13 protein-coding genes are annotated in these 13407 nt (G+C 64.9%); 1 reads left to right on the forward strand and 12 read right to left on the reverse strand.

Features of this window, described 5'->3' with window-relative positions; translation table 11 throughout:
- Positions 1–8 precede the first annotated feature (8 nt).
- The 5 genes from YH64_RS04855 to YH64_RS30740 form a co-directional block, all read right to left on the reverse strand.
- Positions 9–1001 (reverse strand): tripartite tricarboxylate transporter substrate binding protein, encoded by a 993-nt coding sequence (locus YH64_RS04855; RefSeq protein ID WP_046803226.1) that lies wholly within the window; start codon positions 999–1001, stop codon positions 9–11.
- Between the two features lie 162 nt (positions 1002–1163).
- Positions 1164–1949 carry a 2-oxo-tetronate isomerase gene (otnI, locus tag YH64_RS04860; protein WP_046803225.1) on the reverse strand — a complete coding sequence of 262 codons (786 nt, stop codon included), beginning with the start codon at positions 1947–1949 and terminating at the stop codon, positions 1164–1166.
- 144 nt (positions 1950–2093) lie between these two features.
- Positions 2094–4109, reverse strand: coding sequence for a TonB-dependent receptor domain-containing protein (locus YH64_RS04865; RefSeq protein WP_240434183.1), 2016 nt, complete (start codon positions 4107–4109; stop codon positions 2094–2096).
- Between the two features lie 116 nt (positions 4110–4225).
- The gene (locus tag YH64_RS04870; protein WP_046803223.1) at positions 4226–4483 is read right to left on the reverse strand and encodes a type II toxin-antitoxin system RelE/ParE family toxin; all 258 of its coding nucleotides are present in this window, start codon (positions 4481–4483) and stop codon (positions 4226–4228) included.
- Positions 4470–4592, reverse strand: a complete 123-nt coding sequence (locus tag YH64_RS30740) for a hypothetical protein (RefSeq protein ID WP_370512725.1) — start codon at positions 4590–4592, stop codon at positions 4470–4472. The genes YH64_RS04870 and YH64_RS30740 overlap by 14 nt, the downstream gene beginning before the upstream one ends.
- 94 nt (positions 4593–4686) lie before the next feature.
- Between YH64_RS30740 and YH64_RS04875 the strand changes: the two genes are divergently transcribed.
- A complete protein-coding gene (locus YH64_RS04875; protein ID WP_046803222.1) occupies positions 4687–5166 on the forward strand; it encodes a VOC family protein in 480 nt (159 codons plus the stop codon).
- A gap of 63 nt (positions 5167–5229) precedes the next feature.
- Here the strand turns inward: YH64_RS04875 and YH64_RS04880 are convergent, their stop codons facing one another.
- The 7 genes from YH64_RS04880 to YH64_RS04910 all read right to left on the reverse strand — a co-directional run bounded on the left by YH64_RS04880 (position 5230) and on the right by YH64_RS04910 (position 13095).
- On the reverse strand, positions 5230–6279 hold the full coding sequence (locus YH64_RS04880) for an ABC transporter substrate-binding protein (RefSeq protein ID WP_046803221.1): 1050 nt from the start codon (positions 6277–6279) through the stop codon (positions 5230–5232).
- A gap of 90 nt (positions 6280–6369) precedes the next feature.
- On the reverse strand, positions 6370–7353 hold the full coding sequence (locus YH64_RS04885; RefSeq protein ID WP_046803220.1) for a GTP-binding protein: 984 nt from the start codon (positions 7351–7353) through the stop codon (positions 6370–6372).
- 1 nt (position 7354) lies between these two features.
- A complete protein-coding gene (locus YH64_RS04890) occupies positions 7355–9013 on the reverse strand; it encodes an amidohydrolase family protein (protein WP_046803219.1) in 1659 nt (552 codons plus the stop codon).
- Between the two features lie 5 nt (positions 9014–9018).
- The gene (locus YH64_RS04895; protein ID WP_046803218.1) at positions 9019–10266 is read right to left on the reverse strand and encodes an amidohydrolase family protein; all 1248 of its coding nucleotides are present in this window, start codon (positions 10264–10266) and stop codon (positions 9019–9021) included.
- A 25-nt stretch (positions 10267–10291) separates the two neighbouring features.
- Positions 10292–11173: an ABC transporter permease gene (locus YH64_RS04900; RefSeq protein WP_046803217.1), complete on the reverse strand. Its 882-nt coding sequence runs from the start codon at positions 11171–11173 to the stop codon at positions 10292–10294.
- Between the two features lie 8 nt (positions 11174–11181).
- Positions 11182–12228, reverse strand: a complete 1047-nt coding sequence (locus YH64_RS04905) for an ABC transporter ATP-binding protein (RefSeq protein ID WP_046803216.1) — start codon at positions 12226–12228, stop codon at positions 11182–11184.
- A gap of 3 nt (positions 12229–12231) precedes the next feature.
- A complete protein-coding gene (locus YH64_RS04910; protein ID WP_046803215.1) occupies positions 12232–13095 on the reverse strand; it encodes an ABC transporter permease in 864 nt (287 codons plus the stop codon).
- Between the last annotated feature and the right edge of the window lie 312 nt (positions 13096–13407).

Raw genomic sequence — 13407 nt, forward strand, 5'->3', positions numbered from 1 at the left:
ATCCCGCGCTATTCCGCCGAAATGCCCTTGTGCCGGATCACCGCGCCCCAGCGTTCGTTTTCCGCGCGCGCATAGTCGGCAAAGGCTTGCGGCGTGCTGCCCGTGGGTTCCATGCCCTGCAAGGTCAGTTGCTTGACCACGTCGGGCGACTTCAACGCGGCCACGATGGCCTGGCTGAGCTTATCGACGATGGGTGCGGGCGTGCCGGCCGGCGCCACCACCCCTTGCCAGGCCGCCGCCTCGAACGTGTGCCCGCCCACTTCCGCAAAAGTCGGCACGTCGGGTAACTGGGCTGAGCGCTGCGCGGCCGGCACCGCGATGGCGCGCAGCTTGCCGGCCTGGATCAACGGCCGCGCGGCGGCCAGGTCGGCCATCATCATCGGCACCACGCCCGACGCCACGTCCTGCAAGGCGGGCGGCGTGCCCTTGTACGGAATTGCCGTGGCGCGTCCGCCGATGGATTCCAGGAACAGCTCCATGGCCAGGTGATGCGGGCTGCCCACGCCCAGCGAGGCATAGCTGCCCGGCTTGTCGCTGCGCAGGTAGCGCATGACGGCGGGCATGTCTGACAGGTCGGAAGTGGGCGAGGTCACCAGCACGATCGGCAGGGACACCAGCGTGGACACCGGGGTCAGGTTGCGGGCGGGGTCATAGGGCAGGTTCTTGTATAGCCAGGGGTTCAAGGCCAGCGTGCTCATGCCTGCGGTCATCAAGGTGTAGCCGTCGGGCGCGGCGCGCGCGGTCTCTTGCGCGGCGACGATGGTGGCGGCACCCGGCCGGTTCTCGACCACGACCGTCTGCCCCAGCGATTCGCCCACGTGCCTGGCGACGATACGCGTGGCGATATCGCTGCCGCCGCCCGCGCTGAACGGCACCAGCCAGCGGATGGGATGGTCGGGGAATTCACCCGCCGAAGCGACGCTGCATGCAAGGCTGAACCATGCAGCGGCGCTGGTCAGCGCCACGGCCCGCCACGTGCGTGGCAAGATGCTTGTCATCATGTCCCGGCCTCCTCGACCTTGGTTTGCGTTTATTTTGCTTAACATATTAACTATTTTCGGCACGACCGCAAGCCCGGCGTTTCGGGCGGCAATGCAGGGGGAAATGAGGGCAGAAGAAGGCGACAGGGGACAGGGACAGCGCGGCGTTCAGCCGCGCCGCGATTAGCCGCGCGCCGCGTTCAGCCAGCGCAAGCCCGCCGACGTGTGGCCCGCCGGGCGGTACTCGCAGCCGATCCAGCCGCTGTAGTCCAGTGCGCGCAGTACGTTGAATACCCAGCCGTAATCAAGCTCGCCGCGATCCGGTTCGTGGCGGTGCGGCACACCCGCGATCTGCACGTGGCCCACGCGGCCCGTGGGCAGGTACTCATGCAGTTTGGTGGTGACGTCGCCTTCGACGATCTGGCAGTGGTACAGGTCCATCTGCACTTTCAGGTTCGAGGCGTTCACGGCCTGCACGATGGCGTGGGCCTCGCTCTGCCGGTTCAGGATGTAGCCCGGGATGTCGCGCGTGTTGATGGGTTCGATCAGCAACGTGACACCCGCCGATCGCGCCTGGCGCGCCGCCCAATCCAGATTTTCCCGGTAGCAATCCAGCAGCGATTCGCGCGGCACGCCGTCGGGCGCCAACCCCGCCATGACGTGCACATTGGAGCAAGACAGCGTCGTCGCATACGACAAGGCATGTTCAATCCCCGCCTGGAATTCCGCCTGCCGGCCGGGCAATGCCGCCAGCCCGCGTTCACCGCGCGCCGTCACGCCCGGCGGTGCATTGAACAGCACTTGCGACACGCCCACCGCGTCCATCCGTTCCCGCACGAAGGCGGCGGGTTCGGCGTACGGAAACATGCATTCGACCCCCGTGAAGCCATCCGACGCGGCGGCGGCATAACGGTCCAGGAACGGATATTCCTGATACATCATGGATAGGTTGGCGGCGAATTTCAGCATGGCGGCGGCTTGGGGTTCCAGCGGGAATTCCGAACGGGAATTCCGGCAACTTAGCACACCGCCGGCCGGTTTCGTGCAATCGATTTGCACGCGGGAACCACGCGAAGTGATGCGCGCGATCCCCGCGTGGTGTGCCGCACTGCATCAATACGTCATGCGCACGCCCAGCATCACACTGCGACCCGGCAGCGGCGCCACCGAGGAAATGAACGACGCGTGGTTGTAGGCCAGCTTGTTCAAGAGGTTGGTGCCGCGCACATAGACTTCGTAGCCCGTGTCGCCATAGCGGCCGCGATAGGCCACTACGGCGTTGACCATGTTGTAGCCCGGCGTGCTGTCTTCGTACGACGCGATGTCCTTCTGCGAGAACACGCGCGCGTATTCCACGCCGCCCGACCACTGTTGCCACTTCACGTTGCCGCGCACGCCGGCGCGTGCCGCCGGAATGCGCGGCAGGTTGCCGTCGCCGCCCGTCAGCTTGCCGCGCACGTAGTCGCCGAAAACGGCGGCCGAGAACACAGGCGTGAACTGGTGCCGCAGCTCGCCTTCCACGCCGGTAAATTCCGCGTCGCGTTGCGTGTATTCGATCAGGCGAAAGTCTTCGTAGCGGTCCAGCGTGTTGGCATAGATATAGTTCTTCACGCGGTTGTGGAACACGCTGGCGGAAAACGTGGTGTCGCCGGCATGCTTGCGCAACGTCAGGTCGATGTTGTGGGACGTTTCGCGCCCCAGGTCCGCGTTGCCCAGTTCATACGTATTAGTGGCAAGGTGCACGCCATCGGCGTACAGCTCTTGCGCGTTGGGCAAGCGTTGCGAACGGGACAAGGACAGTGCCACGGAATACTGCGGCGCAAAGTCCCAGATGGCGGCGGCTGACAACGACGTGCCGGACAGGCTGCTGCGCGGCGCGCCGCCTTCGGGCGAAATGCGTTGCCAGTCCTGCCGCGCGCCCACTTCGAAGCGCCAGTCGTTCAGCTGGTATTCCTCAAGCACGAACAAACCGTTTGATCGCGTGCGGCTGCGGGGCAGGAAGGCTTCTTCGCCCTCTGCGCTGAAGTCGCTATACGCGTTCTGCATGCCAATCACTCCACGCCAGCCGGCGATGGGCTTGTGCTGCAATTCCACGCGCAGGTCATAGCCCTTGTTCTTGAAACGCGTGCCGACTTCGCCGCCTTCGATCTCGTCGTGCTGATAGTCCGTCAAGCCACCGCGCACACGGATTTTCTCGAAGCCGGCGAAGGGGTCCTGGTATTCGGCGCGCAGGTCCAGGCGGTTGCTGCGCAGCTTCACGTACGGCACGCCGCCATGTTCGTGATCGTGGTCGTGGTCGTGGCCTTCTTCTTCGTGGTCGTGATCGTCGTGTCCGCCACAATGCAAATGCGTGCCGTGGGGGTGGCAGCCTTCGTATTCATGGTTGTGGCCGGGCAAGCCGTACTTGCTTTCCAGATGCGTGAACGCCAGGCCGACGTAGCCGCGCGGCGTAATCCACGACATGCCGACGGAGCCTTGCGCGGATTCGCTGTACGAGCCTTCCAGCTTGCCGCCCGGCCAGTCGGGCACGTCGTAGTCGCTGGTGCGGCGCTTCATCCCTTCGACGCGCACGGCAAACTGGCCCTCGCCCGCGGTGATGCCGACGGCGCCCGCACGTTCCTTCGTGCCGGTTGCGCCGCGCAGTTCCGCTTCGGCCTCGACGCCCTTTTCCGGCACGGCGGTCGGCACTTTTTTGTCGACCACGTTGACCACGCCGCCAATCGCACCACCGCCGTACAGCAAGGTGGCCGGCCCGCGCAGCACTTCAATGCGCTCGGCCAGCAGCGGTTCCACGGTGACGGCGTGATCCGGCGAAATGCTGGATGCGTCCATCACTTCGGACCCATCGGACAGCACCTTCACGCGCGGCGCGGTCTGGCCGCGAATCACCGGGCGGCTGGCGCCCCCGCCAAATGTGTCGCTGTTCACGCCGGGCAGGTTCTTCAGCGTTTCGCCCAGCGTACCGGTGCGCTGCTCAATCAATGCGTCGCCTTCCAGCACGGACGCCGGCAGCGTGGTGCTGTTCAGGTCCAGACCCAGTGGATTGGCCGACACGGTAATGGGCGCCAACGTCTTGGCGCGGTTGACGTCCGCATCGCTCTCGGCCTGCGCCACCGGCGCGATCAGCATCAACGAACACACCAACGGTTTCAGGCTTCCCCGACGCGGCCCGCGCGCCTTCGCTGCCACCCGGCCTGCCTTCTTGAACCCCAGCTTCTTGCCTTTCATCTACGTTCTCTCGGATGTTATATCATTACAAACGGCGGACGAATGATATAACATTTCAGAATCAACGCGATGAAGTTTTGGGGCTTGACCACCATCTCCCTGGTTCCCGCGACCCGCCCCACGCGATAAAGCCGTGGACGCCGGCGCAACTTGGCGCCCTTCTGCTCAATCTCATCAAGCAAGCGAAGCGCAGCCGCCGGGCTGTCGTCCGAAATGTATTCAACAATCGCCAGCAGGTCTTCGCGAGCCGTCTGGCGCCATTCAAGAACCGGCACGATGCTTCTTTTTGCCGATCAAGGCACGCGCCTCGGCCATCACCTCCTGGTGGGAAACCGCTGGACGCGTATCGACGAGCGCCTCCTGGACCTTTGCGCGAAAACACAGAGTATTCTCGACATCACGAGACCCTGCACGCGATGCGCGCCGGTTGTTCGGACGCCAGGCGTCAACGGGTTCTCATCCCACCAGGAGACTCCCGATGATTCCCAAGAACACCATTTGCCTTTGGTTCGACGGCACCGCGCTGGAGGCGGCGCGGTTCTATGCGCAGACGTTTCCCGATAGCTCGGTGGACGCGGTGCATCATGCGCCGTCCGACTACCCGTCAGGCAAGGAAGGCGAAGTGCTGACCGTGCAGTTCACCGTGATGGGCATCCCGTGCCTGGGCCTGAATGGCGGGCCGGCGTTTCAGCACAACGAGTCGTTTTCGTTTCAGGTGGCGACCGACGACCAGGAAGAAACCGACCGCTATTGGAATGCCATCGTCGGCAACGGCGGGCGGGAAAGCGAGTGCGGCTGGTGCAAGGACAAGTGGGGCTTGTCCTGGCAGATCACGCCGCGTGTGTTGACCGAGGCCTACACGGGCGCGGACCGCGCCGCCGCCAAGCGCGTGTTCGAAGCGATGATGACGATGGGCAAGATCGACGTCGCCCGGATCGAGGCGGCGCGGCGGGGATGATTGCGGCAAGCGCGGCGACGGGCGGGCCGGGCGCCCGGCCCCGCCGCCACATCATCCGCCCCATCAACCCGCCTTGAATTCCTTGTTCCAGAATTCCAGGATGTCGGCCTTGCGTTCGGTCAGGCCCTTCAAATCGTACGCGTGCAGCAGCTTGACTTCGGCATCGGTGAAGCCGACGCGCTTCAGGTTCTCGGGCAGTGTCGCGTTGGTCACCGTGGGCGCGTAGCCCATTTTTTCGGCGAAACCGATCTGGCCTTGCGGGTCCAGCATGGCGTTCAGGTATTCCCACGCCGCGTCCTTGTTGCGGCTGTTCTTGGCCACGCCCGCTTCGAACGACACCGGCACCGAGCCTTCCTTCGGGATCACGAAACCCAGCGGCAGGCCGCTGTCCTTCCACTGCAATGCGCGCGCCTTCCACATGCATGCGATGGCGATTTCGCCGGACTTGAATGCGGACGCCACCGCCTCGTTGGACGGATAGATGCGCGGCGCATTGGGCTTGAGCTTGGCCAGGAAGCGCTTGCCGCCGTCAAACGTCTTGGTGTCCCCACCCGCGCCCAGGCCGACGAAGACCGAGTTGTACAGGTACAGAATGTCCGAGAAACCCACCTGCCCTTTCCACTTCGGGTCCAGCAGCACTTGCAGCGAGTCCGGCGGCGTCGGGAATTTTTCGGTGTTGTACACCAGCGTCATCGCGCTGAAGATGTGCGGAATCGAATACGGCGTTTTCAGCGCGGCAATCGCGTGCGCCAGGTTGGGCAGCTTCTTGACGTCGATGGGCTCCAGCGTGCCGGAACGTTCGGCGTCATACATATCGACTTCGCCTAGCAGGGCCACGTCCATGCTGCCGCGCCGCGAATTCTTTTCCGCGCGCAACTTGGTCACGCGGCCCACGGCGTTGCCCGTGTCGTACACCACCTTCACGCCTTGCTTGTCGACGATGGGGTTGATGATCTGCTGAAGCAGGTTTTGGTAATCGCCGCCCCACGTGCCCACGACCAGGTCTTTTTCGGCGGCGTGCGCCATGCCGGGCACCCAGCCCAACGCGGGGGCCAGGGCCAGGCCCGAGGCGGTCTTGATGAAGCCACGGCGAGTCAGGTTTTTCTCTTGCATAACAACCTCGTATCGAAGGGGAACTGACGACTTGCTACGGTGGCGCGCAAGCGGCTGTGCCCGCCCGCGCGCCTTGGGTTTTCAAACCGGTCAGACCAGCATCTGGACCGGCGCATCGGGTGCCAGCGCCTGGATTTCGGCCGCGTCGATGTCGCGCGCGATGACGATGATGGCATCGCGTGCATCGGGCTGACGCGTCAGCCGTTGCGGCGCACTGAAGGTCGTGCCTACCGACTGGATCAGGATGGGCTCGGCGCATTCCGTCACGCGCACTACGGCCTTGAGCCGCAAGAGCCGTTCGCCGCACAAGCCGGCCAGGTTATCCAGCCATTCGGAAAAATCGGTCCAGCTCATGCCGTCCCGCGCACGCGCTGCCATCACGCGGATGCGCGGGTGCGCGGCATTGGCGCCGGCGCCGCACGCGATCAGCATGCGCGCGGCCAGCCCGGCCAAGTCGGCGACGCCTTGCGACAGCGCAAAGGCGGCTTGCACGGCGCTCCGGCGGTCGGGGTTGGCAATGACATCGGCCAGCGGGTTCAGCGCGGCGGCGCGCGCGGCGCGGCCGGCAAGCTCGGATGCCGGCAACAGATCGGTCTTGGTCAGCACGATGCGGTGCGCGGCGCCAAACTGCGCCATGGCCTCATCCATCTCGGCCAACGCATCCGGGTCGCGCGCGCAATCGTCGGTGCACACCACCGTCAGCCGCAAGCCCCGGCTGGCCAGTTCCGGGTCGGCCAGCGACGCGATGATCGGGCCGGGCCGCGACAGCCCGCTGCATTCCAGGATCACGCGTTGCAACGGGCCTTCGCCCTCGGGGCGCGGCGCGTCCAGCAACGCCGACAAGGTATAGACCAGGTCGCTGCGCAACGAGCAACACACGCAGCCATTGGCCATCAGCGTCATCGGCACGTTGTCGCTGTCGTTTGCAACGATGGCGCCGTCCACGCCGATTTCACCTGCCTCGTTGACGATGACGCCGGTGTCGCGGGACGCCGGATCGCGCAGGTAATCCACCAGCAGCGTGGTCTTGCCGCTGCCCAGGAAACCGCACAACAGGAACAGGTCGACGGCCATGTCAGCCTGCCTCGCCCGCGCTGTCGCAAGGCGAACCCGACGGCGCGCCGCCAAACGGCGGGCGTTCGCCATCCACGTCTTCCGCCCAGCTGTCCTTGACCATCTTGCGCACGTCGGCCAGCAGTTCGGCGGTGTCGTACACCACGCCGGATTTGATGGTGGTGCGCAGGCAGCGCTGCCATTCGACCTTGGCCGTCTCGTCGTTCAGGCGCATGGCGCCGGTGCCGAACAGCAGCTTGAAATCGGTCAGCGGATTTTGATCGTGGATCAGCAGGTCGGCGCGCTTTTGCACATCGATCGACCCGGTGTCGTCATCGATGCCCAGCAACGCGGCGCTTTGCGAGGTGGCGGCGCGCAGCACTTCAATGGGATGAAAGCCGGCTTCCTGAAGCAGTTCCAGTTCGCGCACGAAGCCAAAGCCGTAGATCTGGAAGATGAAGCCGGAATCGCTGCCCGCGCACACCCGACCGCCCAGGTTCTTGTATTCGTTGATGAACTGCATCCACAGCCGGTAGTTCTGCTTCCACTCGATTTCGTTGGTGGTGCTCCAGCGATACCAGTAGGCGCCATGCCCGCCGCGCTGCGGCTGGAAGTACTTCCACACTGCCTTCCAGGTGTAGTCGTCGTGCCAGTCCGCGCGACGCGCGCGCATCAGGTCGCGGTTGGCGTCGTAGATATTGAAGGTCGGCACGAAGGTGTGGCCAAGCTCCAGGAACTGGTCCATCACCTGGCGCCATTTGGCCGAGCCCGGCTGCGCGGCCTGCATGAACGTCTGGCCGGCGACGGCAAAGCGGTAGTACTCGTCGCTGTAGTTGTAGTCCGTGGGAAACGACTGCACGACGCGGTCTTCGAACAGCGCTTCGGGCAGGCCGTAATAGTGTTCGGAACTGGTCAGCCCCCAGCGCGCGGACTTCAATGCGTTCACACGGGTCACGGCCATCTGCGCGTGGTGGCAACCCGAGCGCAGGCCCAGTTGCGCGGCTTCGTCCAGCGCGGCTTCCATGATGGCGGGCGGCGCGCCAAAGAACTTGATGCCGTCCGCACCGCGCGCGGCCAGCTTGCGCACCCATTCGCGGCCCTGCTCGGGCGTGTGGATGGTTTTGACGCGGTCGTTCACGGCGGGAAACACGCTGTGCACCACCATGCGCGGCGCGGCGATCTTGTTGGCGGCGGACAGTTCGCGCTGCTCCATCGTCCAGCCCAGCCCGCCCATCGCGCCCATTTCGCGCACCGTGGTCACGCCATGCGCCAGCCACAGCTTGTAGATGTAGTCGGCGGGCGGAACGATGCCGCTCATGGCGTGATACGGCGTGCCGATGTGCGCGTGTGCGTCCACAAAGCCAGGCGTGACGAACTTGCCGTGGCAATCGATTTCGTGGTCGCCCGGCCCCGGGCGGCGCTTGGGGTCGATAGCCTTGTGCGGCGTGCCCACGTTGACCAGCGCAGTGATGCGGTCGTTTTCGATCACGATGTCGACCGGCCCCCAGGGCGGCGCGCCGGTGCCGTCGATGATGGTTGCGCCGCGCAGGATCAGCCGGGGAAACGGCCCCAGGCCACGGTCGCGCGACACCGGCGCCGAAGGCGGATGCCAGCCCTTGGCCGCGTTGACGTCGCGGGATTCTTCGCCGACTTCCGATTGCGAAAACGTGGGATCGCTCATGGCGCTTACACCCCCAGTCCGTTGTGTTCGATTTCGCCGCCCTTCATGATGAGCGCGATGTGCTCGCCCTGCCCCAACAGGCAGGACAAGTCCCGATACGGGTTGCCGTCCACCAGCAGCACATCGGCCAGCGCGCCCGGCTGGATGCGGCCAAGCTGGCCCACCTGGTTCAACACTTCGGCTGCCGTGGTGGTGGCGCACTGAATCACTTCCTGGGTGGAAAGCACTTCGTTGCGGATACGGAATTCGTCGCTTTGCAGGCGTTGCGAGGGGCCCAGCAGATCCGAGCCATAGCCGATTTTCACGCCCGCTTTCTTGTAGATTTCCAGCGAGTGCAGGCCGGCGGTGCGCACGGTGGCAATCTTGGCGACCGAGTCCGCCGGCAGGCCATAGTCGGCGCCTTCGTTGGCCAGCGCTTCGTAGGTCACCAGCGTGGGCACCACGAAGGCACCCTTCTCGGCCATGAAGCGCGCCACGCGCTCATCCACCAGGTTGCCGTGCTCGATGGTGCGCACGCCGTTGCGCACGGCGCGTTCGATGGCATCAGCGGTGTAGGAATGCGCCATCACATACGTCTGGCGGCTGGCGGCTTCGTCGACGATGACGCGGATTTCTTCTTCCGAATAACCGAAGGACGCAATCGGGTCGGTGGGCGATGCGACGCCACCCGAGGCCATCATCTTGATCTGGTCCGCGCCCATCTGAAGTTCCTGGCGCACGGCCTTGCGCACGTCGTCGATGCCGTCGGCCACACGGCCGATGTCGCCCGCCCGAAAGCAGCAGCCGCAAAAGCTCATGGGGCGCAGATGGTCCGAACGCGGGCGCGGGTCGCCGTGGCCGCCCGTCTGGCTGATGGCGCGGCCCGAGATGAACAGGCGCGGCCCCTTGACCGTGCCTTCGTTGACGGCGCACTTCAGGCCCCAGCCCGCGCCGCCCGCATCGCGCACGGTGGTGAAGCCGCGGCGCAGCATCGCCGCCATGATGGGCACCGCGCGCATCATCACCAGCGCATCGGGCAGCACGCCCTGCGTGCTCAGGTTCAACTGCGTGGCCAGCACGTGCACGTGCAGGTCGATCAGGCCGGGCATCAGCGTGCGGCCAGCCGCGTCGATCACCTGCGCCGAGGCGCTGGTGATGGGCTTGTCCGACACTTCCTTGATGACGCCGTCCTCGACCAGCACATGGTGGCCTTCCAGCAATTCGGCCTGCAAGGGATCAAGCAGGTTCGCGTTCTTGAACAATACGGATGCCATGAAATTTCCTTGTTGTGATTCGGGCTCAAGACGCCATGGTCTTGATGTAGCGCCGATGGATCAGCCAGTTCGATATCAGTGCGATGACCAGCGTGCCGCAGACCAGGATGACGGCCAGCGCGGCGCCAAACGGCCAGTTCGATGCGCGGGTGATCTGGTCGTACAGCGCGGGCGCCATCATCGTCAGGCCCGAGCCGCCCAGCAGCACGGGCGTGGCGTAGGCGTTCATGCAAAGAATAAAGACCAGCATCGTGCCCGCCGCCACGCCCGGCGCGGCAATCGGCAACACGATGCGGCGAAACGTCGTGAAGAAGTTGGCGCCGACATTGCGCGCCGCCTCTTCCACGGACAGGTCCATGCCTTCGAGCACGCTTTGCAATGTCAGGATCAGGTACGGCATGACCACGGCCGTGGTGCCGATGACCACCGCCGTGGGCGTGTACATCAGCGTGATGGGCTTGTCGATCACGCCCAGGCCCTGCAACACCGCATTGACCACGCCGGCGTTGCCCAGCGCCACCATCCAGCCGGCCGCGCGCACCACGTTGCCCACCATCAGCGGAAACACCAGCAGAATCACAAACAGGCTTTTGTACCGGCTTTGCGTGCGCGCCAGAAAATACGCCACGGGAAAGCCCAGCACCAGGGCCAGCACCGTGCACAGTGCCGCCACCCACAAGGTGGTGAAGAAGATGTCGCGGTAGTAAGGGTCGCCAAAGAACTTGGCGTAGTTTTCGAAGGTGAAGGCGGTTTGCATCAGCTCCGCCGGATCGAAATGGTTGAAGCTGTAGCGGGCCAGTTGCAGGATGGGCACCAGGATGATCACCAGCACCACCAGCGATGCGGGAAAGGCCAGCCCGGCCCCTAGCCAGCGGCTGGGCCGGCCGTCTACGGTTGCGGTCGTCATGGCGGCTCCTATTGCGTGAAGGCCACGCAGTCTTCCGGCTCGAAGCACGCGTACACGCGCGAGCCGGTTGCCGGTTGCGCGCGGCCTGCGCCGCCATTGACGATCTGGCTGATCATGCGGTTGCCGCCTTCCAGCTGCACGCGCACTTCCAGCACCGACCCCAGGTACAGCGAAGATTCCACCACGCCCGCCAGCGCGTTGCCGCCCAGGGGCTGCTCGGCCAGGCGCACCCGCTCGGGCCGCACGCCCACATGCGTGGCACCCGCGCCGTCCGGCGTAGCGATGCGCTGGCCTGCATCGGTATGGAACTGGTTGTCGGCCTGGCCGCGCCCCGTGAACACGTTCATCTTGCCCAGGAAGTCGGCCACGAAAAGATTCGCCGGACGCTCGTACAGCGTGGCGGGCGCGCCCACCTGCTGCACGATGCCGTCATGCATGATGGCCATGCGGTCGGCAATGGCCAGCGCCTCTTCCTGATCGTGCGTGACGAATACCGTGGTCAGGCCCAAGCGCTGCTGCAACGATCGAATTTCCTCGCGCACTTCCAGCCGCAGCTTGGCATCCAGGTTGGACAGCGGCTCGTCCAGCAGAAACACCTTGGGTTCGATAGCCAGCGCGCGCGCAATCGCCACGCGCTGCTGCTGTCCGCCCGACAATTGGCGCGGATAGCGGTCGCGCAATTCCGTCATGCGCACCATGTCCAGCACGCGGCGGATCTTGGCGTCGCGGTCGGCCTTGGGCACCTTGTGCATCTCCAGCCCGAAGGCCACATTTTCGGCCACCGTCATGTGGGGAAACAGCGCGTAGCGCTGGAACACCATGCCGGTATCGCGCTTGTGCACGGGCAAACGGGTGACGTCGGTATCGCCGATGCGGATGCGTCCGGCCGTCGGCGTAATGAAGCCGGCAATCATGCGCAGCGTGGTGGTCTTGCCGCAGCCGCTGGGCCCCAGGAACGTGACGAGTTCGCCTTCGGCGATCTCCAGGGAAAAGTCGGACACCGCCACCGCCGCGCCGAACTGCTTGCGGATATTCTCGATTGAGACCTTCGCCATTTCTTACACCACCTGACTGAGTTTCACATAGCGGTCGGTCACAAGCATGATGATGCCCAACAGCAGGATTTGCACCGAAGCCACCGAAGCAATGGTCGGGTCCAGATTGAATTCCAGGTACTGCATGATGGCGATCGGCAACGTGGTGCGCCCCGGGCCCACCAGCGATAGCGACAGCTCCAGGTTTTCAAACGACACCACGAAGCTGAATAGCGCCGCCGCCACGATGGACGGGCGCAGCATGGGCAGGGTCACGCGCATGAAGGCCTTGGGCGCGCTGGCGCCCAGGTTGCGCGCCGCTTCCTCGATGGAGCCATCCAGCCCCGCCATGCCGGCGGTGACCAGGCGCACCGTCCACGGAATCGTCAGGCAGACGTGCGCGATGACCAGGCCGCCGAAGGTGCCGATGATGTCCTGGTCCAGCATTTCCTCGGCGCGCAGATAGAACAGGTAGATGCCCACGCCCGCCACGATGCCGGGGATCAGCAGCGGCGACAGCAGCAAGGTGTTGATGCCCTTGCTGCCCTGGAAGCGGTAGCGCGCAATGCCGACCGCGGCCAGCACGCCCATCACCACGCCGATGGCGGCGGCCACCAGGGACACTTGCAGGCTGAACAGGAAGCCGTTGGCGAACGCGGGATTTTCCCAGGCCTTGACGTACCAGGACAGCGTGTAGCCGGACGGGGGGAAGTAGAGAATGGCGTCCTTGAAAAAGCTCAGCCAGACCACCAGCACGATGGGGCAGAGCATGAACGCATACATCAGTACGACGAAAACTCGATGCAGCCACGTTGCCCAGGGGATCACGCGTATGGGCTTGACCCGGGCGGCCGTGACGGCCGAGTTCAAAGGAGGCGCGCTATGCAAATCCTGTTTCCTTGTCAGCGAGGTGCCGGCTCGGTTTAAAACTCCTCCGCATGGAACTCTTCGGTTCTCTCGGTTAACCGAAGCATATCGATGGGTTGCTGCGCCGTTCAACTAGGGATTACCCAACATTGCGCGCCCGACGCCGCATCGACGCGGGTAATTCCCGACGCGCGCGGCGCGAGCAGGTGCAACCCGTCTCGGTGTGAAAACAGGGGCAGGTGCAACCCGGGGTTTCAATGAGAATGACGGTGCCGAGGCCTCGGCACCGTCCGTCATGCGCTGGCGCAGCGGCGCAGCGGCGCACCGGCGCAC

This window comes from Achromobacter sp. LC458 (assembly GCF_001005835.2).
GTDB lineage: Bacteria > Pseudomonadota > Gammaproteobacteria > Burkholderiales > Burkholderiaceae_B > Achromobacter > Achromobacter spanius_B.